Below are 26,205 nucleotides of genomic sequence, written 5' to 3'. Positions count from 1 at the left end.
GGCTGAACAAGAGAGGAGCCCGCCCGTGTCCCCTGCCCCCGTGCCGTCCGTCGGCGCACGCATCCGGCAGGCGCGTCTGGAGCGCGGCCTGGGTCTGCGCGCCATGGCCCGTGAGGTCGGCGTCTCCGCGAGCCTGGTCTCCCAGATCGAGACCGGGAAGAGCCAGCCGTCGGTGAGCACGCTGTACGCCATCACCACGGCTCTCGGCATATCCGTCGAAAGCCTCTTCGAGGTCCGGGAGGCCGCCGCGACGGCGAGTTCGGCACCGGTCGTGCACGCCCTGGCGGCCTTCGCCGCCGACCCCGGCCGACGGATCGGCCCCCTGGTCACCCCCGGTGAGCGGGAGGTGCTGGAACTGGATTCCGGAGTCGTGTGGGAGCGGCTCGGGCACGTGCCCGGCACGGACGTCGACTTCCTGCTCGTCACCTATCGGCCCGGCGGCTCCTCCTCCGGCTCGGGGGGCCTGATGCGGCACGGCGGCACGGAGTACGGCTGTCTGACCTCGGGCGAACTCGTCCTCACCCTCGGTTTCGACGAGCAGGTCCTGCACCCCGGGGACGCCGTCTGCTTCGAGTCCACCACCCCCCACCGCTACCGCAACGACGGCGACGAACCGGCCGTGGGCGTCTGGTTCGTGACAGGCCAAAGTGTTCAGTGACACTTGACACTCCCCGCGGACGGTCGTTGACTCGATGGTGGGGGTGGTCGCGATGGCGATCCGCACTTACGGCCCCAATGCCGTCGACTGGGAAGAGCGCGTCGACCTGGACCGGCTGCGCCGACAGCGCCTGGCCCGGCTGCACGACACGCTGAACCGTTCCGAGCTGGGTGCCGTGCTCAGCTTCGACTTCGCCAACATCCGCTACATGACCGCCACGCACATCGGTACCTGGGCGATGGACAAGCTGATCCGCTTCGCCCTGCTGGTCCGCGGCGGCGAACCGGTCGTGTGGGACTTCGGCTCCGCCGCCCGCCACCACCAGCTGTACAACCCCTGGCTCGACCACGGCGACGGCAAGGACGGCCCGCCCACCGGAGCCCGCGCCGGCATCTCCACCCTGCGCGGCGCCTTCCACCCGGACGCCGGGATCGCCGAGGACGTCGCCGCGAAGATCGCCACCGAGCTGCGCGCCCACGGCCTCGCCGGTGAACCGCTCGGCGTCGACGTCGCCGAGATGCCCGTCCTGGCCGCCCTGCGCGCCGAGGGCATCGACGTCGTCGACGGCCAGCAGGTCTTCCTGGAGGCCCGCCGCATCAAGACCGGCGACGAGATCTCGCTGCTCGCCCAGGCCTGCGCGATGGTCGACGCGGCCTACGAGGAGCTCTACGGCTACCTGCGTCCCGGCGTCCGCGAGAACGAGTGCGTCGGACTCGTCAGCAAGGTCCTCTACGACCTCGGCAGCGAGTACGTCGAGGGCGTCAACGCCATCTCCGGGGAACGCTGTTCACCCCATCCGCACGTCTACAGCGACCGCCTGATCCGCCCCGGCGACCCCGCCTTCTTCGACATCCTGCACAGCCACCTCGGCTACCGCACCTGCTACTACCGCACCTTCGCCGTCGGCAGTGCCTCCCGCGCCCAGCGCGACGCCTACGTGCGCTGCCGGGAGTACATGGACGAGGCGATCTCCCTGGTCCGGCCGGGCGCCACCACCGCCGACATCGTCCGGGTGTGGCCGCGCGCCGAGGAGTTCGGCTTCGCCGACGAGACGGCCGCCTTCGCCCTCCAGTACGGCCACGGGGTGGGCCTGTCGATCTGGGAGAAGCCCATCTTCAGCCGTCTGGTCTCCCTCGACCACCCCGAAGTCCTCGAAGCGGGCATGGTGTTCGCCCTGGAGACCTACTGGCCCGCATCGGACGGCTGGTCCGCCGCCCGGATCGAGGAGGAACTGGTCGTCACCGCCGACGGCTGCGAGGTCATCACCAAGTTCCCCGCCGAGGAACTGCTGGTGGCGGGCCGCAAGTACTGGACGGTGGGCGGCGAGCTGAACACCCGCCGTGAGTCGCAGTCGCATCTCAACAACGGGAAGCACTGATGGAGCCGGCCGAACTCCTCACCCTGTACGAGCAGATGGCCCTCATCCGCCGTACGGAGAAGGCCGCCCACGACCTCTTCCTCCAGGGCCTGGTCAAGGGCACCACCCACCTCGCCGCCGGCCACGAGGCGATCGCCGTCGGCGCGAGCGCCGCCCTGCGCGACGACGACTACGTCTTCGCCACCTACCGCGGCCACCACCACGCGCTTGCCCGGGGCGCCACCCCGGAGGAATGTCTCGCCGAACTCATGAGCAGGGCAACGGGGTTGTGCAAGGCCAAGGGCGGCTCCATGCACCTCACCAAGGCCGACGCGAACATGCTCGGCTCCTACGCCATCGTCGGCGCCCACCTCCCGATGGCGGTCGGCGCCGCCTGGTCCGCCCGGCTGCGCGGCACCGGACAGCTCGCGGTCGCCTTCTTCGGTGACGGCGCCACCAACATCGGCGCCTTCCACGAGGCGCTCAACCTGGCCGCCGTATGGAAGCTGCCCGTGCTGTTCGTGTGCGAGAACAACCTGTACATGGAGTACACGCCGATCGCCGACGTGACCGCGGTGCCCCGGCCCGCCGCCGACCGGGCGCCCGCGTACGGCATCCCCGGCGAGGTCGTCGACGGCAACGACGTCGTCGCCGTACGGGAGGTGGTGGCACAGCTGGCGCGGCGGGCCCGGGCCGGAGACGGGCCCGCCGTGCTGGAGGCCGTGACCTACCGCCACTTCGGGCACAGCCGGACCGATCCGGCGACCTACCGCCCGGCCGAGGAGGTCGAACGCTGGCTCAGGCACGACCCGTTGGACATCGCGCGGGGCCGGCTGACCGAGGCCGGGGTGCCCGAGGAGACGGTCACCGCGGCCGACGAGCGCGCCCGTGAGGCCGTACAGCAGGCCGTCGAGGCGGCGAAGAGCGCGCCGCCACCCGATCCGCGCGAGGCGTTCACCGACGTATGGGCCGACGGAGGTGCCGCATGGCGGACGTGATCACGTATCGCGAGGCGGTCGTCGAGGGCATCGCGCGGGAGATGCGCCGGGACCCGGCCGTGGTGTGCCTGGGGGAGGACATCGGCGAGGCCGGCGGGGTGTTCAAGACGACCGCCGGGCTGTTCAAGGAGTTCGGACCCGAGCGGGTGTGGGACACGCCGATCTCCGAACAGGCCATCGTGGGTGCGGCGATGGGCGCCGCCATGACCGGGATGCGGCCCGTCGCGGAGATCATGTTCTCCGACTTCCTGGCCTGTTGCTGGGACTACCTCGCCAACGAGATACCCAAGGTGCGCTACATGACGGGTGGTCAGGTCACCGTGCCCCTCGTCGTTCGCACCGCCAACGGCGGTGGGCTCGGTTTCGGCGCCCAGCACTCCCAGGCGACCGAGAACTGGGCGCTGACCGTCCCAGGGCTGAAGATCGCGGCGCCTTCCACGCCGGCCGACGTGGTTGGGATGATGGCGGCGGCGATCCGCAGCGACGACCCGGTCGTCTTCTTCGAGCACAAGGGACTGTTCGCCACCAAGGGCCCACCCGCACCGCGCGACCACGTCGTCGAGTTGGGCAGGGCGGCCGTCGTGCGTGAGGGCGCCGACGTGACGCTGGTGGCGCTCGCGTCGATGGTGCCGGTCGCGCTGAAGGCGGCCGCACTCCTCGCCGCGGACGGCATCGACGTCGAGGTCGTCGACCTGCGCTCACTCGTCCCCCTCGACATGGCCACCGTCCTCGCCTCGCTCGGCCGGACGTCCCGGCTGGTCGTCGTCGAGGAGAACCCGTACCAGGGCGGCTGGGGCGCCACCGTCGTCTCCGTCGTCGCCGACGAGGGGTTCGGGCTGCTGGACGCGCCGGTGCGGCGGGTGGCGGGGGAGTGCGTGCCGCTGCCCTTCGCCGACGCGCTGGAGGAACAGGTCATTCCCACCGTCGACAAGGTCGTGGCGGCCGTCAGGAGCCTGGCCGCGTACTGAACACCCCTGAGGAGGAAGCGCGATGACCCGTCGGACACTCCTTCGTGCCGGACACGTGCTCTCGATGGACCCCGTCGTCGGGGACCTGCCGAGGGGGGACGTCCTCATCGAGGACGGCAGAATCACGGCGGTGGACCGCGAGATCAGCGCGGACGCCGAAGTCCTCGACATGACCGGCCGGATCGTCATCCCCGGCTTCGTCGACACCCACCGCCACACCTGGGAGGCCTCGATCCGCAATGTGGCGCCCGACGCCACCCTCGACGACTACTTCGTCGACATCCTCGACACCTTCGCACCCCTCTACACACCCGAGGACGTGTACGCCGCCAACCTCGCGGGCGCCCTGGAATGCCTCAACGCCGGCATCACCACGCTCGTCGACTGGTCCCACATCAACAACACGCCCGAGCACCCGGACGCGGCGATCCGGGCCCTCACGGAGAGCGGCATCCGCGCCCAGTACGCGTACGGCAGCGCCAACACCTCACTCGCCGACTACTGGTTCGAGAGCAAGATCGCGATTCCGGGCGACGACGTACGCCGCATCCGCACCGAGCACTTCGCCTCCGACGACGGCCTGCTCACCCTGGCCCTGGCCACCCGCGGGCCCGGGTTCTGCGTCAACGACGTCGTCACCTCCGAATGGGCCCTGGCCCGCGAGCTCGGCATCCCGATCACCGTGCACGTGGCCATGGGACGGCTTGCCGGCCGCTTCGGCATGGTCAAGCAACTCCACGACCTCGGCCTCCTGGGCCCCGACACCACCTACATCCACTGCTGCCACCTCAGCGAGGAGGAGTGGCGGCTGGTCGCCGACAGCGGCGGTACGGTCTCCATCGCGCCGCAGGTCGAAACGCAGATGGGGCACGGCTGGCCGCCGGTGATGAAGGCGATCGAGCACGGTCTGCGGCCGTCGCTCAGCATCGACGTCGTGACCACCGTGCCCGGCGACATGTTCACCCAGATCCGCGCGGCCTTCGGCGCCGAGCGTGCCCGCGTCAACGCGGCCAGCTGGCAGGCCGACACCCCGGTCCCCGAAACGATGTTGACGGCACGTCAGATGCTGGAGATCGCCACCCGCAACGGCGCCCACGTGGCCGGCCTGGAGGACCGCACCGGCTCGCTCACCCCGGGCAAGCGCGCCGACATCGTCGCCATCGACGCGACCGCCCTGAACGTGGCCCCTGTTCACGACGCCGCCGCAGCGGTGGCACTGAGCGCCGACGTCTCCAACGTGGAGACCGTCATCGTCGACGGGATCGTCCGCAAGCGCGACGGCAGGCTCACTGCCGACGCGGCGCGCGCCCTGCGGCTCGTCGAGGAGTCCCGCGACCGGCTGCTGGCCGCCAAGGAGGCCCGGGCGTGACCCGGCACCTGGTGCGCCGTGCCGACGACACCCCGGAGCCGGCGTACGACGAACACGGCTACCGGCGACGGGAGTTGGTCGGCGAGGGCGACGGCAGCTCGCACACCGGTTTCGGGGTGTGCGAGCTGCGCCCCGACGGCGTGGTCGCGGCTCATGTGCACTCGTACGAGGAGAGCTTCCACGTCCTCGACGGGACCGTGATCCTCGATGGGCCCGAGGGGTCGTATCTGCTGGAGGAGGGCGACTACGGGCTCCTGCCGACCGGCGTCCCGCACGCCTGGCGGGGCGCCGGGGACGGTGTCGCCCGCTGGGCGGACATGCTGGCGCCCGTACCGAGGGCCAGGTACGGGTACGACACCCAGACGGTGCCCTCCTGGCCCCTGCGTGAGCCCGTGCGCATCGACGTCCGCGACCCGCGCACCCGGTCCTTCGGCCATTTCGAACCCGCCCAGATGGATCCCGGCAAGCAGTCCCAGGACCTGCTGGCGGTGTCGGCCAGCATGCGGACCGCGCTGCTCGTCTACAGCGGGATCACCGTGAAGATGATGGTCGACGGCGATCTGGGCGCGGTGGCCTCGACGATGTTCATGGTGCAGTACGAGCCCGACGGCGTCGCGGGCGCCCACGACCATCCCTTCGAGGAGACCTATCTGTTCCTCGAAGGCGAGGTGGACGCGGTCTTCGACGGCACGCGGTACCGGCTCGGTCCGGGCGACTGCGCCTGGGCGGGCGCCGGTTGTGTGCACGGCTTCGCCAACGCCGGTGACGGGCCGCTGCGTTGGCTGGAGACACAGGCACCGCAACCGCCGGTGCGGCACTCGTACCGGTTCACCCGGGACTGGGATTACCTGAGGGAGGCGTCCCGATGAGCAGCGTCGTGGTGATCGGCGGGACCTCCGGCATCGGGCGGGAGTTCGCCCGGGTGCGCGCGGCACGGGGCGACGAGGTGGTGATCACCGGGCGCGATGCGCACCGTACCGACACCGCGGCCAAGGAGATCGGCGCCCTGGGACTCGCCCTCGACCTCGCCCGGCCCAAGGGGATCGCCGACGCGCTGAGCGACGTGGGACACGTCGACCACCTCGTGATCGCGGGCGTCTCCCGCGACGAGAACCGGGTGAGCGACTACGACATCGACGCGGCCGTCCACCTCGTCACGCTCAAACTCGTCGGCTACACCGAGGTCGTGCACACCCTGCGGTCCCGGCTGCACGACGAGAGCGCCGTCGTGCTGTTCGGCGGCCAGGCCAAGGAGCGCCCCTATCCCGGCGCGACGACCGTGGCCACCGTGAACGCCGGGGTGACCGGGCTGACGCACACCCTCGCCGTCGAACTCGCTCCCGTCCGGGTCAACGCGATCCATCCCGGTGTGGTGGGGGACAGCCCCTACTGGCGGGCAAAACCGGAGGAGGTCCTGGCGGGAGTGCGGGCCAGGACACCGACGGGACGGCTCGCGACCGTGGCCGACGTGGTGGACGCCGTCGACTTCCTGCTGCGCAACGGCTCCGTCAACGCGGTGGGGTTGAGCGTGGACGGCGGATGGCTGCTGGGATGAGGGCAGGCCTGCGGGCTCAGCGCTTGATGCCGACCGCCCCGTACAGCGACACCGGCTCGCCGTCCTCGCGTTCGTCCGGGCGCCACCGCGACAGAGACACGACCCCTGGCTCCAGCACCTCAAGTCCCTTGAAAAGGCGGCTCACTTCGTCGTGCGAGCGGGCCACGAGGGTTACCCCGCTCGCCGTGTACGCCGCGATGCCCGCCTTCACCCTCTCCGGATCGAAGTCCGCCGTCATCGCCGACAGCACCAGACAGCTGCCCGGGGCGAGCGCGCCCACCAGCTTGTCCACCAGCTCCTGGGCGCCGTCCTCGTCGGAGACGAAGTGCAGCAGCGCGACCAGCGACAGCGCGACGGGCTGCTCGAAATCGATGACGGCCGAGGCCCCCTGGAGGATCCGCTCCGGCTCACGGGCGTCGGCCTGCAGGTAGTGCGTCGCCCCCTCCGGCGTGCCGTGCAGCAGGGCCGCCGCATGGGCGAGGACGATCGGGTCGTTGTCGACGTACACCACCCGCGCGTCCGGTACGGCGGACTGGGCGATCTGGTGGAGGTTGGGCTCGGTGGGGATGCCGGAGCCGATGTCCAGGAACTGGCGGATTCCCGCCTCCCGTACGACGACTCGCGTGGCCCGCTCCATGAACCGGCGGTTGGCCCGCGCCTGCCGGGGAGCGTCACCCTGGGCCGTGATCCGCCGTCCGAGCTCCTCGTCGACGGGGTAGTTGTCCTTGCCGCCGAGGAACCAGTCGTACACCCGTGCCGAATGCGGCCTGCTCGTGTCGATCCGCCGGCCGGCCGACTCGGTCCCGGTCACACACGGCTCCTCTGCTCGATATCGGCACTGTGTGCGAGCAGTGTGCCACGATCACCCGGCACGGAGGCCGTCTTCGGCCACCTCGCCGCCGTTCGCCGCACCCGTCAGAAAACACGACAGCACCAGCAGCCGGTACAGGGGCTGCTGGTGCTGTTTCGCGGGTGGTCGGACCCGACCGCCTCACGCCTTGGCCGGGTCGTGCCCGAGCGACATCAACCGGCGCCGGCGGCGGGTCTCCTCGGCCTCGGGTTCGTGTCCCACGTCGGCCTCCGCGGTGACGGTGTCCACGACCTCGTACATCACCTCGAGGTCGGCGTCGGTCAGGTCCGTCCGCCGCTTCTGGAGGATCGCCAGGACATGCTGTCCCGTCGGCTCGCCCGCGTGTTCCGGCAGCGGCTCCGCGGACTCGTCGGTGTCGACGACCCGCAGCCAGGCGGCGAGTTCCTGAGAGGTCATGTTCACCGCACGGTGGAAGTCCTCCCACAGCGCGTCGAGTTCGAGGGCGTCGGTCATCGGGGATCCCTTCCTTCCGTACGTCCGCCGTCAGTCCTTGGGCCAGTTCTCCGCGTCGAACATCCAGCGCTGCTTCTCCAGTTCCGCGGTGATCCCGATCAGCAGGTCCTGGGAGACCGGGTCGGCCTTCTCGGTCGCCTCGATGCGCTCGCGCAGTCGGACGATGGCCGCCGTCAGGCACTCGACCATGACCTCGACGACGTCGGTGTCCCGCACCCAGCCGTTCTTCGGGCTGGGCAGCGTGAAGGCGGACGCGATCGTCTCCGGCCGGCCGTCGGGCGGCAGGCCGAGCGCGGCGGCGCGCTCCGCGACCGTGTCGGAGAAGTCGCGGGCGGCCGTGACCACCTCGTCGAGCTGGAGATGGATGGAACGGAAACGCGGCCCCACCAGGTTCCAGTGGGCCTGCTTCCCGATGAGGGAGAGCCCGACGAGATCCACCAGGGTGCTCTGCAGCGCGTCCCCGGTGACCTGACGGGCGTCGTCGGGAAGGGTGCTCTTCATGACAGTCATACGGTGCTTCTCCTTCCGGCGTCGGCCGTGGACGTCCGGGTGCGGTCCCTGGACGTCCGGAGCAGTGCGTCGCGTTCCTCCTCGCAGGTCCCGCCCCACACACCTGCGGCCTGTCGGCTGCTGAGGGCGTAGGACAGACACTGGACCGACACCGGGCAGCGGGCGCAGACGCGTTTCGCGGCCGCCGCGTCCCGCAGCGCCGGTCCCTGTGTGCCCACGGGAAAGAACAGCTCGGGGTCCTCTCCCACGCAGGCAGCTCGACGCAACCACTCCATGGAGGCGCGGGTGCCCTGGGCGAACCCCCGCAAACGGCGTCGTCTCAGCGTGTGAGCACAGCGTCGATGAAGTCCGTCACATCCGCGAAGACGGCCGCCCTGTTCGTCTCGTTGAACACCTCGTGCCGGGCACCGGCGTAGATCCGCTCGGTGAACCGCTCGCCCCTGATCTCCTCGACGCCGACCCGGCTTCCGGCGAGCGGGACGAGCCGGTCGTCGTCGCCGTGCAGCCACAGAAGCGGAAGCGGGCCCACGTCACCGCCCCGGGACACGGCCTTCAGGGTGCGGGCGAACGACTCCACGGTCGGCCGCTTCATCGGCCCGTGCCAGACCAGGGGATCCGCCACGTAGGCCGCGCCCACCTCCGGATCGCGGGAGAGCGAGGCCGGGCTGATGGGCGTGGCGGGGATCTCGTCCAGGGCGAGCAGCGCCCCCGGCAGCTCCCAGGCACCGATCACCGGCCCCGACAGCACGAGAGCGGCGAGCTCGGCGCCGTACCGCTGGGCGAAGCGGGCGGCGATCAGGCCGCCCATGGAGTGCCCGATCATGACGAGCGGTACGCCGGGGTGGGCGCCCCCGACCAGGTCGGCCACCGTGTGCACATCGGCGACCACGTCCTCGAAGTCCTCGATCAGGACCCGCTCGCCGGCCGATTTCCCGTGGCCGGTGTGATCCGGCCCGAAGACGGCCGCGCCGTGCGCCACGAGGACCTCGGCGAGTTCCCCGTACCGGCCGATGTGCTCGCCGTAACCGTGCACCACGAGGGCCACGTACCGCGGCCGGTCGTGCGGCCACTCGCGCACGGCGAGGGTGCCGTGGGTTCCCGTGAGGGAGTGTTCCCGGGAGCAGGTCATATGTCCTCCGGCTGCGTCGTGGTCCGAGATCGGCGAGGCTCGTCGAAGCCCTCCGGCTGTCCTTCCCACCGTCGGCCCGATCAACAGGACCACAAGGCGAGACGACACTTACACCACCCCGCTGCCTGCACCTACCATCGGTCTCCGCATGAACACCATGACCCTCTGGCACATCTCCGGCTGGCAGTTCGCCGCGCTCGCCGCCGCGGCCGTGCTCGTCGGCTTCTCCAAGACGGCCGTGAGCGGGGCCAACACGGTGAGCCTCGCGATCTTCGCCGCCGTGCTGCCGGCCCGTGCCTCCACCGGCGTGCTGCTGCCCATCCTGATCGCCGGGGACGTGCTCGCGGTGCTCACCTACCGACGGCACGCCCACTGGCCCACGCTGTGGAAACTGTTCCCCGCGGTCGCCGTCGGCGTGGTCGCCGGAACGCTGTTCCTGGAGTGGGCGGACGACGGGATCGTACGGACGTCGATCGGCGCGATCCTGCTGCTGATGGCCGGAGTCACGGTGTGGCGCCGCCGCACGGCCGACGCGGAGGAGGACCCCGACTCGGTCGCCACCCGGACCGGCCGCGTCAAGGCCCGTTCCTTCGGCGTCCTCGGCGGGTTCACCACGATGGTCGCCAACGCCGGCGGCCCGGTGATGTCGATGTACCTGCTGTCGGCGGGCTTCCGCAAGCTCGGCTTCCTCGGCACCTCGGCGTTCTTCTTCCTCATCGTCAACGTCTCCAAGGTGCCCTTCAGCGTCGGCCTCGGCCTGATCGACGGCCACTCGCTGTTGCTCGACCTCGCGCTCGTGGCGTTCGTCGTGCCGGGCGCGTTCCTGGGCAAATGGGCGGTGAACAAGATCAACCAACGGCTCTTCGAGCAGCTGGTGATCGCGGCGACGGTGGTGGGCGGCGTGCAGCTGCTGATCGGCTGACACCGCGCAGGTGACGTCGGCGGTGGTCACTGCGGGTCCTCATGGACCCGTCGGCGCTCGCTGCCGGACCGGCCACCCACCGTGCCGCCCGTGCTCCCGGCCTCGTACGCTACCCGCCATGTCCCCGCACGTCCTGATCCTCGGCGGCACCACCGAGGCCCGCGAACTGGCCGCCGCGCTCACGGCCCGCCCGGGAGTACGGGTCACCACCTCCCTCGCGGGACGTGTGACCCGGCCGGGGGGCATCGCGGGGGAGCTACGGATCGGCGGGTTCGGCGGAACTCAGGGACTGGCCGAGTGGCTGCGCCACGAACACGTCGACGCCCTGGTCGACGCCACGCACCCGTTCGCCCGCACGATCACCGCCCATGCGGCGGACGCGGCCGAGGCGACCGGCGTGCCCTCGGTGGTGCTGCGCCGCCCGGGCTGGCGGCCAGGACCGGAGGACCGCTGGCACCCGGTCGGCTCCCTCGACGAGGCCGCGCAGACACTGCCGGGCCTCGGCCGGCGGGTGTTCCTGACCACCGGCCGCATGGAGCTCGCCGCCTTCGCCCACCACACCGGCCTGCACTTCCTCGTACGGTCGGTGGAGCCGCCCGAGCCGCCGATGCCCCCGCACACCGAAGTGCTCCTGGCCCGCGGCCCGTTCACGCCGGCCGACGAGTCGGCGCTCCTCCGGAACCACCGCATCGACGTCCTGGTGACCAAGGACAGCGGGGGAGCGGCGACGTCCGCCAAGCTCACGGCCGCCCGTGAACTGGCCCTGCCCGTGGTGGTCGTACGCCGACCGCCGCTCCCGGACGGCGTGACCGCGGTGCCCGACGTGGCGGCGGTGGTGCAGTGGCTGGGCGACAACGCGTCGTGACGCGGCCCGCCGTACGAGGCGTCACGACGTGGTGCTGCCGGCCAACTCCCTTGCCCGCTGCGGCAGTCCGCTGTTGAGGTCCTCCACCAGGAGCCGCTTCGCGATCGTGTCCACCGCGGCCCGCAGGTCCGTGCCCGACGGGCGGCCGAGGTCCCGCTGAACGCGTTCCGCCAGCCAGGAGCCCCACGCCTCACCGATGACCCGGGCCTCGCGTGCGCCTCCCTCGGTGTGCGAGAACAGGGTGCCGTCGCGGGTCAGATAACCCTCCTCGACCATTCGGTCGAACACCGGCAGCAGCACCTCGGGAGGCAGATGGCGGCGCGCGGCGATCATGCCGAGGCCGGCATGGCCGACCATCCGCGTGTGCAGCTCGACCTGCATCACGGCCCAGGCGCCGGCGACATCGAGCCGTGTGTCCGAGTCCGTCATGATCCGGCGCACCGTACTCCGGTCCGTACCGCCGATGATCTTCGCCACGGCGGTCTCCAGCAGCCGCTGCGAGTCCGCGCCGGACGGTGACGCGAACCCCTCGCCCAGGTCGGTCGAACCGGCCCGCGCGCTGTCGCGCAACTCGACCTGCTTGAGGAACAGAGCGACGACGAAACCCAGGCCGGCGACCGGCACGGTCCACAGGAAGACGGTCTGGATCGTGTCGGCGTACGCGTCGATGATCGGCGCGGCGACGGCCGACGGGAGACCGTGCAGCCCGTCCGGGCTGGTCGCCGCTCTGGTGACCGCGGCCGGGTCCAGGCCGTCGCCCGCTTGCACCGCGGAGGCGATGCCCTCCTTGAGATGGGAGGTCAGGGAGTTGGTGTAGATCGTGCCGAAGACCGCGGTGCCGAAGGAACTGCCCAGCGTCCGGAAGAAGGTGACGCCCGAAGTGGCGGTGCCGAGGTCGGCGTACTCGACGGTGTTCTGCACGGCGATGGTCAGGACCTGCATGCACAGTCCGATGCCGGCGCCGAGCACGAACATGTACAGCGACTCCAGCCAGGTCCCGGTGGACGGCCCCATCAGGGACATCAGGAACAGCCCGAGCGCCATCACCAGGGAGCCCGCGATCGGGAAGAGCCGGTAGTGCCCGGTCTTGCTGACCACATTGCCGCTCACGACGGACGCGATGAGCAGGCCGATCACCATGGGCAGGGTCCGCACGCCGGAGATCGTGGCCGAGTCGCCGTCGACGTACTGCAGATAGGTGGGCAGATACGTCATCGCGCCCAGCATCGCGAAGCCCACGATGAAGCTGAGGATCGAGCAGACCGTGAACACCGGGTTCGCGAACAGCCGCATCGGCAGCATCGGTTCGGCCGCCCGGGTCTCCACCCAGCAGAACAAGCCCAGCGCGACCGTGCCGCCGATGAACAGGCCGATGATGACGCCCGAACCCCACGCGTACTCGTTGCCGCCCCAACTCGTCGCCAGGATCAGGGCGCTGGCACCCACCGCGACGAACGCGATGCCCAGATAGTCGATCACGGGGCGTACGGCCGACTTCACCACGGGGATGGTGCGCGCGGCCGCGAAGACCACCACGATCGCGATCGGGACGTTGACGTAGAACGCCCAGCGCCAGGTCAGATGGTCGGTGAACAGCCCGCCCAGCAGCGGCCCGATCACCGTGGCCACCCCGAACACGGCACCGATGGCGCCCTGGTACTTGCCGCGCTCACGCAGCGGGATGACGTCGGCGATCAGCGCCATCGCCGTCACCATCAGACCGCCCGCACCGACGCCCTGCATCGCCCGCCAGACGATCAGCAGCGTCATGTCGGAGGCGAGCCCGCACAGGAACGAACCCGTGATGAACACGATCGCCGAGACCTGGAAGACCACCTTGCGGCCGAACAGGTCACCGAACTTGCCGACCAGCACGGTCGAGACGGTCTCCGCGAGGAGGTACGACGTCACGACCCACGACATGTGCTCGGCGCCGCCGAGATCCGACACGATCGTCGGGAGCGCGGTGCCCACGATGGTCTGGTCGAGAGCGGCGAGCAGCACCCCCAGCATGATCGTCACGAAGACGACGTTGCGGCGCCGCGCATCCAGCACGGGCGGCGGGGAGGCGGCGGGCGGTGCGGTGTCCGCGGATTCCTCGGCGACTGTCACAAGGGCACGATCACACCGCTGGGCCATCCGTGCATGCCGGACGGTCCGGCCGGGTGGCTACCCCCGCCGCGGGTTCCGGCGCAGCAGATACGTGTCCATGATCCAGCCCTTGCGCTCCCGGGCCTCGGCCCGCAGCCGCTCGATCCGGGGCGCGGCCTCGGCGATCGGTCCGGAGGCGAGGATCTCGTCCGGCGTGCCTATGTAGGCACCCCAGTAGATGTCGATGTCCTGGTCGGCGTACGCCCGGAAGGCCTGGTGGGCGTCGAGCATCACCACCACGTCGTCCACCCCCTCCGGGAAGCCCTCGGCGAGACGCCGGCCGGTGGTGATCTGGACGGGCCGGGCGACCCGGTTCAGACCGGTGCGGTGCCGGGCGACGAGCGCCGACACACTGCTGATGCCCGGCACGACGTCGTACGCGAAGGACACCGAGCCCCGCTCCAGGATCTCCTCCAGAACGCCCAGCGTGCTGTCGTACAGCGCCGGGTCGCCCCACACCAGGAACGCGCCGCTCTCCTCCTCGCCCAGCTCCTGCGTGATCAGCCGCTCGTAGATGTCGGCGCGGGCGCTGCGCCAGTCCCCGACGGCAGGGGAGTAAGCGGTGCCGTCCGCACGGCGGTCCCGCTCCGGATCCCGGGCCTCGACCACGCGGTACGACCCCTCGGGCAGGTGCGCGTCCAGCATGTCCCGGCGCAACCGCGTCAGGTCGCTCTTCACCTCGCCCTTGTCCAGGACGAAGAACACGTCCGTGCTCCGCAGCGCCCCGACCGCCTGGAGGGTCAGCTGCTCGGGGTCTCCCGCGCCGATACCGATGACATGAATCTTTCGCACACCCCGAGTCTGCCGCACGCCACTGACAGCGCGTGCACCGCGTCCTTCGGCGCCGTTCGCGAGGCCGGGGCGCGCCCGTCACCGACGTGCCCGTGTCCACCGGCACTAGGGCCCTTCTGATGGATCTCCGCGGCGTCGCGACGCCCGGCACGCCCCCTCGCCGCACGGCGCGAAGGGCCAGGTGGCTCCGCCACATGACCCTCCACACCGCACGCCGAGCGCACGCACCGAACGCCGCTCCTTCTCCCACGGAGATCCATCAGAAGGGCCCTAGCCCCGCAGCCGCGGTGCCCGTGCCGTCGCGTCGATGCCCGTGGCGGTGTCCTCCACGGATCGCGCGAGTCGCCGGGCCCAGTCGGTCAGCCCGGCCAGGTCCATCCCGTGCGGCCGCGCCTGCCCGGTCTGCGACGTCCACTCATCCAGCGCCCCGGCGCCCCGCCGCAGCAGCCGCGCACCGCCGGTGACGTTCCCGCGGGCCGCGTGGGTCAGCCCCACGGCGAGCTGGGCCAGGCCTCGCCACAGGGCGCGCTCCTCGTCCGGGCCCGACTTCCAGGCGTCCTCGAAGACCTCGTGCGCATGGAAGGGGCGCCCGGCGTCCAGCAGCTCCTGGGCCTCGGCCACGGTCTCCAGCGGGCTGCGCACCACGCCCTCCGGCTGTCGGGCGACACCGTCGGCGCCGTACGGCAGGGGCCGCCCGAGCCCGTCCCGCGGCCGGGCGTTGCGCGCCCGCCCCTCGCCGTCCCGGTCCCGCGCGTCCGCCTGTCGTCCTGAGGATGTACTGGCCATACGTCGATTGTCGCGCGCCCGGTGCCCGCGTCGGCCCGGCCCCCGACGTGGGGTAAAGTTCCGTACGCGTGTCCCCGGTACGTCCCGGGGCAGCGCACCGGGACGTGGCGCAGCTTGGTAGCGCACTTGACTGGGGGTCAAGGGGTCGCAGGTTCAAATCCTGTCGTCCCGACGGTGCGAAGGGTCTTCGCAGGCGAGAGCCTGCGGGGGCCCTTTTCGTGTGTCCGGTGCTCATGGGGTCGTCCGCACCGGGGATCGGTGATCACCGCCGGAGGTTTCGGACTCGGCGGCAACCTCGCTGGAGCCGACGGCGACCTACGGGCGAACCTTCGGATGACGGACGACCTGAGGATCCCCCCATGACCGACACCGAACGAAACGAACCCACCGGATTACGGCGGCGCAGCGTGCTGCTCGGCGCGGCGGCCGGCGCGGGCGCGCTCGCCCTGGGCGCCGGCCCCCTGGCGACCCCGGCGCAGGCCGCCTCCTTCGTCAGGGGCGCCGACGTCAGCTGGCTGCCGCAGATGGAGGCGCAGGGCTACTACTGGAACAACGCCGCCGGAGTGCGGCAGGACCCGTTCACCGTCCTCAAGGGCTACGGCATCGGCGCGATCAGCCTGCGGACCTGGGTCAACCCCTCCAGCGACCCGGCCGACGGACACTGCTCCATCGAGGAGACCGCGCAGCTCGCGAAGCGGGCCAAGGACGCCGGGATGCAGGTCCTCGTCGGCTTCCACTTCGGCGACACCTGGAACTCGGTCGGCGTGCAGAACCCGCCGGCGGCGTGGGCGAACATGACCTACGGCCAGATGCTCGACGCCATGTACGACTACGTCCACCACGCGTGCAACGTCATCAAGTACTACGGCGTGACCCCGGCCTGGGTGAAGATCGGCAACGAGACCAACTCCGGTATCTGCAAGCCGGTCGGCAGTGTCAGCCGCCCCGCACAGATGACGGGCCTGCTGAACGCCGCGTACGACATGTCCAAGAGCGTCTTCCCCAACACCCCGGTGCTGGTGCACCTGGCGCAGCCGCAGAACCTCACCGGCGTCCGGACCTTCCTCGACGCGTACGCGGCCAACGGCGGGAAGTGGGACATCACCGGCCTGTCCTCCTACGCGCAGGGCGGCAACGTGCCCGTCGTGCTGGCCAACATGAAGACCATCCAGTCGAGTTACGGCAGGCCCGTCATGCAGGTCGAGTACGGCGGCCCGGTCGGCAAGCCGGCCCAGGTGCGCGACTCGCTGCGGGCGTTCATCACCGGGCTCCAGGGCTTCGGCGGCCTCGGCACCTTCTTCTGGGAGCCCGAGGGCTACCCCTCCTTCAACAACTACAACAGCTCGGCCTGGGACGAGGGCACCCACCGGCCCACGGCGGCCATGGACGGATTCCTCGGCGCATGAACACGGAGGCAACGATGAGTTCTGTCCAGCTCGTGGGGCGGGCCCTGCTGATCACGGCGGTCGCCCTGAGCCCCCTCGCGATCCCCGAAGGTTCGGCGGCGGTGAGCGACGCGGCGGCCGCGACCGCCTACTACGTCGCCCCCGGCGGCAACGACAGCGCCGCCGGAACACAGTCCGCTCCCTGGGCGACGATCGCCCACGCGCAGGCCGCCGTCCAGCCCGGTGACACGGTGTACCTGCGGGGCGGCACCTACCGCTACGCCCGCGCGAACAGCACCTGCACGAGCCGGACGGCCAGGGTGGACGCCATCACCCTGAACAGGAGCGGCAGTTCGGGAAGCCCGATCCGCTACTGGGCCTACCCGGGGGAGAAGCCCGTCTTCGACTTCTCCGGCATGACGGACGACTGCCGGATCAAGGGCTTCGACGTCACCGGCAGCTGGATCCACCTCAAGGGCCTTGAGGTCACCGGGGTCCGCCAGAACAACAACCTCAACCACGAGTCCTGGGGCATCTGGATCTCGGGCAGCAACAACACCTTCGAGCAGATCGACACCCACCACCACATGGGCCCCGGTCTGTTCATCCAGAACGGCGGCGGCAACCTCGTCCTCGACTCCGACGCGCACGACAACTACGACACCAACTCCTCCAACGGGGCAGGGGAGAACGCCGACGGGTTCGGCGCGCACATCTCGGCGGGCAATCCCGGCAACGTGTTCCGGGGCTGCCGTGCGTGGTGGAACGCCGACGACGGCTTCGACCTCATCAGCGCCTACTCGTCCGTGACCATCGAGAACTCCTGGGCGTGGCGCAACGGGTACAAGCCGGGAACGACCACGGCGGCCGGCAACGGAACCGGCTTCAAGGCGGGCGGCTACGGGGGCGTCTACGACGCCGGCGCCGTCAAGCACACCGTCCGCACGTCGGTGGCCTTCCTCAACAGGGCATCGGGCTTCTACGCCAACCACCATCCGGTCGCCAACGACTACTTCAACAACACGGGTTACGGCAATCACCCCGACTTCAACATGCTGGGGATCGACTCAGCCGGCGCCGCCGTCGGCCGGGGCACCCTGCGCAACAACCTCGCCTACACCGGCACGTTGACGTCGAACATGACCGGCACGAGCGCCGCGAACAACTCCTGGAACCTGGGCGTCGCACTGTCCGACGCGCAGTTCCAGAGCGTGTCGACATCCGGCTGGGACACGGCCCGCCAGGCCGACGGCAGCCTGCCCGTGCCGCCCGCCCTGCGCCCCGCGGCGAACAGCACCCTGATCGACAAGGGCGTCGGTGTCGGGCTGCCGTACCGGGGACAGGCGCCGGATCTCGGTGCCTTCGAGGTCTCGTGAGGTGAGTGCCCGCCGCGTGCGGCGGTCGGGTCAGGGCTGTCCGCCGGTGCCGAAGTGGCTGCCGGTCACCTCACCGTCCTCCGTGACCGCCGCCGCGACGCACCGGAAGACCCGCAGACCCTCGGACCACTGGGTGGCGGACGGCGGAATGATGTCCACGTTCCATTCGGCGGCGGCCTTCGCGCCGGCGGCGTTCATGGAACGCTCCCTGACCTGCCGCGAGCACAGCGCCTTCACGTCGGGATGCCTGATCAGGTCCCGTGCGTTGTTCGTCATGCCGTCCGCGGGCAGCGGGGCGACGGCGAACGTCTCCCACACATGGCTGGTGTGGCAGTCCGCGGCGCTGACGGTCACGCTGCCCGAGATGTCGGTGATACCGCTCCAGCACTCGGGAGTGAGGACACACCGCCCGCCGACGCCCCCGACCCCGGCGGCGGGGCAGTTCTCCGTGGTCGTCGCCACACCGCCGAAGGCGGCCTTCTCGCCGGAGGCGGCCCGGCCGGAGCCGCCGGACGGGGACGCGGTCGCCGAGGGTGAGGTGTCCGCCTGCTGGTACTCGTTCACGACCACCGAGACGGACACGGTCACCGAGACCGCCACCGCGGCGAGCCCGGCGACCAGCCACGGCCGCCGCCCCTTCGTCTCGCCCACGGTCGGCGCCCCGGGCGGCACCGGCGGCACGGTGTCGTGAGGGGCCGGCGGATACGGCGACGAGGGCGCGTCCCGGTGCGCGGGGACCGTGTTCACGGTCGGGCCGCCGTCCAGGTCCACCGCGGCCAGGGCGTCACGCAGCACCGCGGCGTCCTGCATGCGCCGCGCCGGATCCGCCGCCAGGGCGTGCCGCAGCACCTCGTTCAGGGGCTGTGGTACCCCGGGCAGGTCGGGGTAGGGCCAGGTGTGCCGCACGATCAGTTCGGCGAGGCCGAGTTGGCTGCCGTCCTGGGGGTGGTAGGGCGGGCGGCCCAGCAGGAGGGCGTAGACCGTGGCGGCGAGGGAGTAGACGTCGCCGGCCGGTGAGGGTTCGGCCAGGTGGAACGCCTCGGGCGGCGCGTAGGCGGGGGTGAGCGCCTCCCGGGTGACCGACAGTTCGCGGTCGGGCCGGGGCATGGCCGCGAGCCCGAAGTCGGCCAGGGCGACACCGCCGTACCGGTTGACCAGGATGTTGCCGGGCTTGATGTCACGGTGCAGCACACCGGCGGCATGGGCCGCGGCGACCGCGTCGGCTATGCCCACGCCGACGTCCCGTGCCTCCTTGAGGGGCAGCGGGCCGTGCCGGTGCAGACGGTCGCCCAGGGAGCCGCCCGGGCACAACTCCAGCACCATGTAAGGGCGGTTGTCGGCGAGCACCCCGGCGTCGTACACCGGGACCACGTGCGGATGGCCGGACAGCTGCCCGGCCGCGGTGACCTCCCGCAGGAAACGCTGCCGGTCCCGGGGCGAGGTCAGCATCCTGCTGTCGACCTTGAGTGCCACCTCCCGGCCCACGGCGAGCTGCCGCGCCCGGTACACGGTGGCGAAACCGCCCCGGCCCAGGGCTTCCTGGATCGTGTACCCCGACAGTTCCACGTCGTCGAACCGCATCGTGCCGTCAGCCCCCAGCGCAGACCACCCGCGGCAGAACATCCGCTCGGGGACGGCGCGACTCTAGCCCAGGGCTCCGACAGCGGTGCGAACTCCCCGACCCGCGCGAGACTGACGGGAGCGCGGGGTCAGGTGTCGCGCGGGACCGGTTCGGGGCGGTGGATGCCGCGCGGGCGGTAACCGAGTTCGTCGGCACGGCCCAGCAGGTCGGCGAGGTACCAGACGATGGCCAGCCACATCTCCGTGCCCTGGAGTCCGGGCTCGGGTCCCGGACCGGCGGTGCCCGGGCCGAAGCCGAAGCCCCGGCCGTCCTGCCAGCGCGGCAGGGCCACGGCCAGCTGCCGCTCGGCCCAGTCACGGATCTCGCCCGAGCGGTAGCCGTCGGCGCCCCGGCCGAGCTGCCGCGTGCTCAGCCACAGGGGATGGGCGACGTCGAGCACGTTGCAGGCGTTCTCCCGTCCGGGACCGAAGTGCCGCGCGTCCCGCGCATGGTCCAGTACCGCGTCCACGACCCGCTCCGGATACGGCACCGGAAGCCCGAACTGGGCGAACGATCCCCGCGTCAGCCGGTAGTAGCCGTTGACCACCTGAAGCCTGCCGGCCCCGGCCGAGGGACTGCCCCACATCCCGGTCCACGGGTCGGCCCGGGTCAGCAGCCAGCCGAACAGTGCTTCCAGCGTCGCGTCGCCGCCGTGCCCCTGCCGCAGGTTCCCGTGGGCCGCCGTGGCCCAGGAGTCGACCCACGCCCCGGCGCCCCACGCACCCGTCTCCCACGGCAACGCATTCAGCCGCGCGACGAGTTGACTGGCCGTCATGTCCCGTACGCCGGACACCGGATGAGGGAACCCGGCGCCCAGCAGGTCGAGGGCGTAGCCGACGCACAGCACGTGATAGAGCGCCGGTCCCGCACCGATGAACCCGTCCCCGTCCACGACGGGCGACGGCTCGCCGAACTCCGGCACGAGACCGCTCTTCGGATCCTGGAGCCCGCTCAGCCGCTCGACGTGCTCGTCCGCGGACAACTGCTCCGGCACGGACCCCAGCAGCAGGTCGGCGATCTCCACGGCGTCGCAGTGCGCCCGCACGGTGGGGGCGGCACCAGGCCGGTCGACGTACCGCTCGCCGTCCCGGCAACGGTCGAGAAGCTCCGCGGCCTGGGCACGGGCGGCGTCGGCGAAGGCGGCCAGGGCGCCGGTGCCGGAGCCGGTCACCGGGCGGACCGCGGACGTACGGCGGCCCTCCCTGCCCGCTGCGCCGCCGGTGACCGCCGTCCCCGCCTCCCGTCGGTCCCGCAGCACCCGCGCCGGATTCCCCGCCGCCACCGACCACGCCGGCAGGTCCCGCGTGACCACGGCACCCGCCCCGACCACGCAGTGATCACCGATGCTGACGCCGTCCACCACGACCACGTGCGAGCCGATCCACACGTCGTCGCCGACCCGGATGCCCCGACTGGTGAGCGGCTGCCGGTGAACGGGCCGGTCGGGCGCCATGGTGTGGTTGAAGCCGAGCAGCGAGGTGTGGGCGCCGACACGTACCCCGTCGCCCAGTTCGACGGTCCCGCGCACCGTGGTGAACGGGTTGAGCGTGCAGTCCGAACCCGTGCTCACCTCCCCGGTGACATAGGCGTGCGCGGCGATGTAGGAGTCGCCGCCGAGCCGCAGCCGGTCCGGGAACACCGCCGCGGACCCGGCGACGTAGCACCGCTCCCCGATCTCGGTGTCGCCGCCGATGTTCTGCTGCACCTCCCGTTGCGCGACGCGCTGCTCCTCGGTGGCCTCCTCGGCGAAGAGCCAGGGGCAGTGGTCGAAGTGGCGTGCGGACTGCTGCCGGCGATGATCCATACCCGCACGCTAAGCAGTGCCGTACAGGCAGCGGAAGAGGTAGCGCACGCGACGCGGCCGGCCCCGAAATGGTAGAAGCGGGCATGACCAACTCGCACCACTCCCGCTTCTCCCTCCGCCCGGCCGGTGCCCGATGACCGAGGGCGTCGACACCCCCGACAGCCGCGGCCGCACCGGACTCGACCGCACCGGCCTGGACCTGACGGGCAACCCGCGCGTCAAGGTCCGGGACGTGAAACTGCTGTCCAGCCACTGGTACGTCGAGCGGGCCACGACCTTCGACCTCCAGCGCGCCGACGGCACCTGGAGCACCCAGCAGCGCGAGACCCACGACCGCGGCAACGGCGCCACCATGCTGCTGTACGACACGGACCGCGAGACGGTGCTGCTCACCCGCCAGTTCCGCTTCCCGGTGTATGTCAACGGGCACCCCGACGGACTGTTGATCGAGACCCCGGGCGGCCTGCTCGACGACGATGACGAGCACCCCGAGATCGCCGTGCGGCGTGAGGTGGTCGAGGAGACCGGGCACACCATCGGCGAGGTCCGGCACGTCTTCGACGTCTACATGAGCCCCGGCTCGGTCACCGAACGCGTCAGCTTCTACGCCGCCGAGTACGCCCCCTCCACCCGCACCCACGAGGGCGGCGGCCTCGACGAGGAGGGCGAGGACATCGAGATCCTCGAACTGCCCTTCCGCAGGGCCCTGGAGATGATCCGCGCCGGGGAGATCACCGACGCCAAGACCATCATGCTGCTCCAATGGGCCGCGCTGGACGGCCCGTTCGCCAAGTGAGCGCGCGGGGCCTTGACTTGGAGTGCGCTTCAAGATGAAGACTCCCGGGTGTGCCCGAAGACGGGTGCACACGGGAGGAATCATCATGAAGTACCGCACCATCGGGACCGATCCGGCGACCCGCCGCGAGGTCAGCGTCCTCGCCCTCGGCGCGATGCTGTTCGGCTCACGGACCGACGAGAAGACCGCCTACGCCGTCCTCGACCGCTATGTCGAGGCCGGCGGCACCTTCATCGACACGTCCGACAACTACGCCTTCTGGGAGGACGGCGGCCAGGGCGGCCAGAGCGAGGAACTGCTCGGCCGGTGGCGGCGCAGCCGCGGCATCGGCGACGAGATCGTCATCGCCACGAAGCTGGGAGCCCGCCCCCTGGCCCCCGGCACGAGCTACGTCGACAACGCGGAGGGACTGTCGGCGAAGGTGATCCGCGAGGCCGCGGAACGCAGCCGCGAACGCCTGGGCGTGGCCAAACTGGACCTGCTCTACGCGCACATCGAGGACCACGAAGTCCCGCTGCGGGAAACGGTCGAGGGATTCGCCGAGCTGGTGGCCGAGGGCACCGTGGGCCTGCTGGGCGCGAGCAACCACGCGATCTGGCGGGTCGAACGGGCCCGTGCGCTCGCCGCCGCGGCCGGGCTCCCCGGCTATGAGGTCCTCCAGTACGCGCACAGCCATCTGCGGCCCCGCACCGACATCCCCGACGCGCTGTTCCCCGACGGGAGCCTCGGCCACGCGGGCGCGGAGCTGCTGAGCTATCTGCGGGCCGAGCCCGGCCTGACCCTCGTCGCGTACTCGCCGCTGCTGAAGGGCGCCTACACCCACCAGGACCGGCTGCCCCCGGACTTCGACCACCCGGGCACCCCGGCCCGTCTGAAGACCCTCGGCGAGGTCGCGAAGGAGACCGGCGCGACCGTCAACCAGGTCGTGCTGTCCTGGCAGATCGGCGCCGGCCTCCCGATCGTCCCCCTCGTCGGCATGTCGTCCGTGGCCCAGCTGGACGAGAACCTGGCCGCCGTCGACCTGGAACTGACACGGGAGCAGCGGGACCGGCTGGACGCGGCCCGCTGAACCCGCCGCCCCTCAGGGCCTGACCAGCAGCTGGAAGTCGAACGCGTACCGCGAGGCCCGGTAGATGTGGGTGCCGTACTCGACCGGGCGGCCCGTGTCGTCGTAGGCGGTGCGCTGCATGGTCAGGACCGCGGCGCCCGCCTGTTCGTCGAGGCGGGCGGCCTCCTCCGGGGTGGCGGAACGGGCGCCGATGGTCTGGCGGGCGCTGTGCAGGGCGATGCCGGCGGTGCGCAGCATGCGGTAGAGACCGGTGGACTCCAGACGGTCGTCGTCGAGGTGGAGAAGGGTCGTGGGGAGGTGGTTGCACAGCAGGGCCACGGGCTCGCCGTGCGCCAGCCGCAGCCGCTCCAGCAGGGTGACCTCGCTGTTCTCCGGGACGGACAGCGCGGCCGCCACCTCGGCGGAGGCCGGCACGGTCTCGTTGCGGACGACCCGCGTCGCCGGACCCTGTCCCGCCGCCTCCAGGTCGTCGTAGAGGCTGCTGAGTTCCAGGGGGCGCTTGACCTGGCTGTGCACCACCTGGGTGCCCACGCCGCGCCGGCGGACCAGCAGGCCCTTGTCGACCAGGGTCTGGATGGCCTGGCGGACGGTCGGGCGGGACAGGCCGAGGCGGACCGAGAGGTCGATCTCGTTGCCCAGGAGGTTCCCCGGGGCGAGTGCCCCGTGCTCGATCGCCTCCTCCAGCTGCCGGGCGAGCTGGTAGTACAGCGGCACCGGACTGCCCCGGTCCAGGGCGAAGTCCAGGGCGTCGAGCGCGGGGACCGTCGCGGCACGTGAGGTGTCGCGGAGCTTCGCCATGGGGGTACCTCCCTCAAGGGGTCGGGGGCGGGCCATCACAGGTGGGTGCGGCGGGCGGCGGTCTGACGGTCGTACTCCGTACGGGCCCTGACGGCGGCCTCGCGTGAGGCCGTCTGCGCCACCGGTACGTCCCACCAGGCCTCCGCTGGGGGAGCGGTCGGAGTCGCGGTGTCCGTCTCGACGTAGACGCACGTCGGGCGATCCGAGGCGCGGGCCGTGGCCAGGGCCTCGCGCAGCTCCCGCACGGTCTTGGCGCGCAGTACGTCCATGCCGAGGCTCGCCGCGTTGGCCGCCAGGTCGACCGGCAGCGGGGCGCCGCCGAAGGTGCCGTCGGCGGACCGGTAGCGGTACGCCGTGCCGAAGCGCTCGCCGCCCACCGACTCCGAAAGGCCGCCGATGGAGGCGTACCCGTGGTTCTGGATGAGGACCAGGTTGATCGGCAGGCCTTCCTGGACCGCGGTGACGAGTTCCGTCGGCATCATCAGATAGGTGCCGTCGCCGACCAGCGCCCATACCGGGGTGTCCGGGGTCGCCTGCTGGACGCCGATCGCCGCCGGGATCTCGTAGCCCATGCAGGAGTAGCCGTACTCCAGGTGGTACTGGCGGGGGCTGCGGGCCCGCCACAGCTTGTGCAGGTCGCCGGGGAGCGAGCCCGCCGCGTTGATCACCACGTCCTCGTCGCCCACGACCGCGTCCAGCGCGCCCAGCAGCTGGGTCTGGGTGGGGACGGCGTTGTCGTCCTCGGCGTGGAAGGCCCGCGTCACCACCTGCTCCCAGCGCTCCTTGCCGGTGCCGTACTCGGCCTCGTAGGCCGTGTCCACGCGATGGCCTTCGAGCGCCGACGCCAGCGCTTCCAGACCTGCCCGCGCGTCGCACACGAGCGTCCTCGCGGCCAGCTTGTGGGCGTCGAAGGCGGTGATGTTGAGGTTGAGGAAGCGGACGTCCGGGTTCTGGAAGAGGGTGCCGGAGGCCGTGGTGAAGTCGGAGTAGCGCGTACCCACGCCGACGACCAGGTCCGCGGTGCGGGCGAGGTCGTCGGCGACCGCGGTGCCGGTGTGGCCGATGCCCCCCAGGTCGGCGGGGTGGTCGTGGCGCAGGGAGCCCTTGCCGGCCTGGGTGGAGGCGACCGGGATGCCGGTGGCGTCGACCAGGGCCTTCAGTGCCTCCTCGGCCTCGCTGTGGTGGACTCCGCCGCCCGCGACGATCAGGGGGCGGTCGGCGGCCCGGATCGCGCGTACCGCCTCGGCCAGCTCCACCGGGTCGGGCGCGGGGCGCCGTACCCGCCACACCCGCTCGGCGAAGAACTCCTCGGGCCAGTCGTACGCCTGCGCCTGCACGTCCTGGGGGAGGGCGAGAGTGACCGCGCCGGTCTCGACCGGGTCGGCGAGGACCCGCATGGCCTGGAGGGCGGAGGGGATCAGCGCCTCGGGGCGGTGGACGCGGTCGAACCAGCGGGAGACCGGGCGCAGGGTGTCGTTCACGGAGACGTCGGCCTCCGTCGGGTGCTCCAGCTGCTGGAGGAGCGGGTCGGCGGCCCGGGTGGCGAAGTAATCACCCGGAAGGAGTAGTACGGGCAACCGGTTGATCGTCGCCAGGGCCGCGCCGGTCACCAGGTTGGTGGCGCCGGGGCCGATCGACGTCGTGACCGCCTGGGCGGACAGCCGGTTCAGCTGGCGGGCGTGGCCCACGGCCGCGTGCACCATCGCCTGCTCGTTGCGGCCCTGGTGGAACGGCATCGCGTCCTCGCCCGCCTCCAGGAGGGCCTGGCCGATACCCGCCACGTTGCCGTGGCCGAAGATTCCCCAGGTCCCGGCGATCAGCCGGTGCCGTACGCCGTCCCGTTCCGTGTACTGGACGGCGAGGAACCGCACCAGGGCTTGGGCGACGGTCAGGCGGGTGGTGGTGCTCATCAGGACTTCTCCGGTGCCGTGTCGAGGGGGAGGTGGGGGAGGTGGGGCGGGTCGTGCCACGG

General features: G+C 71.4%; 25 protein-coding genes and 1 tRNA gene. 14 read left to right on the top strand and 12 right to left on the bottom strand.

Going from position 1 to position 26,205, the window contains the following annotated elements:
* Positions 1–25: 25 nt before the first annotated feature.
* From ACZ48Z_RS11155 to ACZ48Z_RS11125, 7 genes are read left to right on the top strand one after another with little or no spacing between them, the layout of a single operon-like run.
* A complete protein-coding gene (locus tag ACZ48Z_RS11155; protein WP_468735538.1) occupies positions 26–658 on the top strand; it encodes a helix-turn-helix domain-containing protein in 633 nt (210 codons plus the stop codon).
* Positions 659–710: 52 nt separating this feature from the next.
* Positions 711–2,036, top strand: coding sequence for a M24 family metallopeptidase (locus ACZ48Z_RS11150; protein ID WP_468735537.1), 1,326 nt, complete (start codon positions 711–713; stop codon positions 2,034–2,036).
* Positions 2,036–3,013, top strand: coding sequence for a thiamine pyrophosphate-dependent dehydrogenase E1 component subunit alpha (locus ACZ48Z_RS11145; protein ID WP_468735536.1), 978 nt, complete (start codon positions 2,036–2,038; stop codon positions 3,011–3,013). Before ACZ48Z_RS11150 ends, ACZ48Z_RS11145 begins: the two co-directional genes overlap by 1 nt.
* A complete protein-coding gene (locus ACZ48Z_RS11140) occupies positions 3,001–3,981 on the top strand; it encodes an alpha-ketoacid dehydrogenase subunit beta (protein WP_468735535.1) in 981 nt (326 codons plus the stop codon). Before ACZ48Z_RS11145 ends, ACZ48Z_RS11140 begins: the two co-directional genes overlap by 13 nt.
* Positions 3,982–4,003: 22 nt before the next feature.
* Positions 4,004–5,350, top strand: coding sequence for an amidohydrolase family protein (locus ACZ48Z_RS11135; RefSeq protein WP_468735534.1), 1,347 nt, complete (start codon positions 4,004–4,006; stop codon positions 5,348–5,350).
* The gene (locus tag ACZ48Z_RS11130) at positions 5,347–6,219 is read left to right on the top strand and encodes a cupin domain-containing protein (RefSeq protein WP_468735533.1); all 873 of its coding nucleotides are present in this window, start codon (positions 5,347–5,349) and stop codon (positions 6,217–6,219) included. Before ACZ48Z_RS11135 ends, ACZ48Z_RS11130 begins: the two co-directional genes overlap by 4 nt.
* Positions 6,216–6,905, top strand: a complete 690-nt coding sequence (locus tag ACZ48Z_RS11125; RefSeq protein ID WP_468735532.1) for an SDR family NAD(P)-dependent oxidoreductase — start codon at positions 6,216–6,218, stop codon at positions 6,903–6,905. Before ACZ48Z_RS11130 ends, ACZ48Z_RS11125 begins: the two co-directional genes overlap by 4 nt.
* Positions 6,906–6,921: 16 nt before the next feature.
* Here ACZ48Z_RS11125 and ACZ48Z_RS11120 read toward each other — a convergent pair whose 3' ends face one another.
* The 5 genes from ACZ48Z_RS11120 to ACZ48Z_RS11100 all read right to left on the bottom strand — a co-directional run bounded on the left by ACZ48Z_RS11120 (position 6,922) and on the right by ACZ48Z_RS11100 (position 9,868).
* The gene (locus ACZ48Z_RS11120) at positions 6,922–7,716 is read right to left on the bottom strand and encodes an SAM-dependent methyltransferase (RefSeq protein WP_468735531.1); all 795 of its coding nucleotides are present in this window, start codon (positions 7,714–7,716) and stop codon (positions 6,922–6,924) included.
* A 180-nt stretch (positions 7,717–7,896) separates the two neighbouring features.
* Positions 7,897–8,229, bottom strand: coding sequence for a DUF3140 domain-containing protein (locus ACZ48Z_RS11115; protein ID WP_468735530.1), 333 nt, complete (start codon positions 8,227–8,229; stop codon positions 7,897–7,899).
* A 30-nt stretch (positions 8,230–8,259) separates the two neighbouring features.
* Positions 8,260–8,739, bottom strand: a complete 480-nt coding sequence (locus ACZ48Z_RS11110; protein WP_468735529.1) for a Dps family protein — start codon at positions 8,737–8,739, stop codon at positions 8,260–8,262.
* On the bottom strand, positions 8,736–9,014 hold the full coding sequence (locus ACZ48Z_RS11105; protein WP_468735528.1) for a WhiB family transcriptional regulator: 279 nt from the start codon (positions 9,012–9,014) through the stop codon (positions 8,736–8,738). Before ACZ48Z_RS11105 ends, ACZ48Z_RS11110 begins: the two co-directional genes overlap by 4 nt.
* Before the next feature lie 44 nt (positions 9,015–9,058).
* Entirely contained in the window at positions 9,059–9,868 is an 810-nt protein-coding gene (locus ACZ48Z_RS11100) for an alpha/beta hydrolase (protein WP_468735527.1), read from the bottom strand.
* A 148-nt stretch (positions 9,869–10,016) separates the two neighbouring features.
* Between ACZ48Z_RS11100 and ACZ48Z_RS11095 the strand changes: the two genes are divergently transcribed.
* Both ACZ48Z_RS11095 and ACZ48Z_RS11090 read left to right on the top strand, forming a co-directional pair.
* The gene (locus ACZ48Z_RS11095) at positions 10,017–10,790 is read left to right on the top strand and encodes a sulfite exporter TauE/SafE family protein (protein WP_468735526.1); all 774 of its coding nucleotides are present in this window, start codon (positions 10,017–10,019) and stop codon (positions 10,788–10,790) included.
* A 118-nt stretch (positions 10,791–10,908) separates the two neighbouring features.
* Positions 10,909–11,655 carry a cobalt-precorrin-6A reductase gene (locus ACZ48Z_RS11090; protein WP_468735525.1) on the top strand — a complete coding sequence of 249 codons (747 nt, stop codon included), beginning with the start codon at positions 10,909–10,911 and terminating at the stop codon, positions 11,653–11,655.
* 21 nt (positions 11,656–11,676) lie between these two features.
* Here the strand turns inward: ACZ48Z_RS11090 and ACZ48Z_RS11085 are convergent, their stop codons facing one another.
* The 3 genes from ACZ48Z_RS11085 to ACZ48Z_RS11075 all read right to left on the bottom strand — a co-directional run bounded on the left by ACZ48Z_RS11085 (position 11,677) and on the right by ACZ48Z_RS11075 (position 15,384).
* Positions 11,677–13,767: an MDR family MFS transporter gene (locus tag ACZ48Z_RS11085; protein ID WP_468735524.1), complete on the bottom strand. Its 2,091-nt coding sequence runs from the start codon at positions 13,765–13,767 to the stop codon at positions 11,677–11,679.
* A 57-nt stretch (positions 13,768–13,824) separates the two neighbouring features.
* Positions 13,825–14,598, bottom strand: a complete 774-nt coding sequence (cobF, locus tag ACZ48Z_RS11080) for a precorrin-6A synthase (deacetylating) (protein ID WP_468735523.1) — start codon at positions 14,596–14,598, stop codon at positions 13,825–13,827.
* Positions 14,599–14,868: 270 nt separating this feature from the next.
* A complete protein-coding gene (locus ACZ48Z_RS11075) occupies positions 14,869–15,384 on the bottom strand; it encodes a DUF309 domain-containing protein (protein WP_468735522.1) in 516 nt (171 codons plus the stop codon).
* A 98-nt stretch (positions 15,385–15,482) separates the two neighbouring features.
* Between ACZ48Z_RS11075 and ACZ48Z_RS11070 the strand changes: the two genes are divergently transcribed.
* From ACZ48Z_RS11070 to ACZ48Z_RS11060, 3 genes are all read left to right on the top strand, one after another.
* Positions 15,483–15,556, top strand: a tRNA-Pro gene (locus ACZ48Z_RS11070).
* 187 nt (positions 15,557–15,743) lie between these two features.
* Positions 15,744–16,790 carry a glycosyl hydrolase 53 family protein gene (locus tag ACZ48Z_RS11065; protein WP_468735521.1) on the top strand — a complete coding sequence of 349 codons (1,047 nt, stop codon included), beginning with the start codon at positions 15,744–15,746 and terminating at the stop codon, positions 16,788–16,790.
* A gap of 14 nt (positions 16,791–16,804) precedes the next feature.
* Positions 16,805–18,145 (top strand): right-handed parallel beta-helix repeat-containing protein, encoded by a 1,341-nt coding sequence (locus ACZ48Z_RS11060; protein WP_468735520.1) that lies wholly within the window; start codon positions 16,805–16,807, stop codon positions 18,143–18,145.
* A gap of 30 nt (positions 18,146–18,175) precedes the next feature.
* Here the strand turns inward: ACZ48Z_RS11060 and ACZ48Z_RS11055 are convergent, their stop codons facing one another.
* Complete coding sequence (locus ACZ48Z_RS11055; protein ID WP_468735519.1) at positions 18,176–19,726, bottom strand: serine/threonine-protein kinase; 1,551 nt, start codon at positions 19,724–19,726, stop codon at positions 18,176–18,178.
* 128 nt (positions 19,727–19,854) lie between these two features.
* Positions 19,855–21,570 (bottom strand): acyltransferase, encoded by a 1,716-nt coding sequence (locus tag ACZ48Z_RS11050; RefSeq protein WP_468735518.1) that lies wholly within the window; start codon positions 21,568–21,570, stop codon positions 19,855–19,857.
* Between the two features lie 133 nt (positions 21,571–21,703).
* Between ACZ48Z_RS11050 and ACZ48Z_RS11045 the strand changes: the two genes are divergently transcribed.
* Positions 21,704–22,366, top strand: a complete 663-nt coding sequence (locus ACZ48Z_RS11045) for an NUDIX domain-containing protein (protein ID WP_468735517.1) — start codon at positions 21,704–21,706, stop codon at positions 22,364–22,366.
* Between the two features lie 85 nt (positions 22,367–22,451).
* Positions 22,452–23,435 (top strand): aldo/keto reductase, encoded by a 984-nt coding sequence (locus ACZ48Z_RS11040; protein ID WP_468735516.1) that lies wholly within the window; start codon positions 22,452–22,454, stop codon positions 23,433–23,435.
* Positions 23,436–23,447: 12 nt separating this feature from the next.
* On the opposite strand, the gene ACZ48Z_RS11035 is transcribed toward ACZ48Z_RS11040, so the two are convergent.
* Together ACZ48Z_RS11035 and iolD are read right to left on the bottom strand one after the other, a co-directional pair.
* Positions 23,448–24,233: a GntR family transcriptional regulator gene (locus ACZ48Z_RS11035; RefSeq protein WP_468735515.1), complete on the bottom strand. Its 786-nt coding sequence runs from the start codon at positions 24,231–24,233 to the stop codon at positions 23,448–23,450.
* A 35-nt stretch (positions 24,234–24,268) separates the two neighbouring features.
* Positions 24,269–26,143: a 3D-(3,5/4)-trihydroxycyclohexane-1,2-dione acylhydrolase (decyclizing) gene (iolD, locus tag ACZ48Z_RS11030; RefSeq protein WP_468735514.1), complete on the bottom strand. Its 1,875-nt coding sequence runs from the start codon at positions 26,141–26,143 to the stop codon at positions 24,269–24,271.
* Positions 26,144–26,205 lie beyond the last annotated feature (62 nt).

The sequence above is a fragment of the Streptomyces sp. NPDC031225 genome (assembly GCF_055570355.1).
This window is presented reverse-complemented; position numbering and strand designations above follow the sequence as displayed.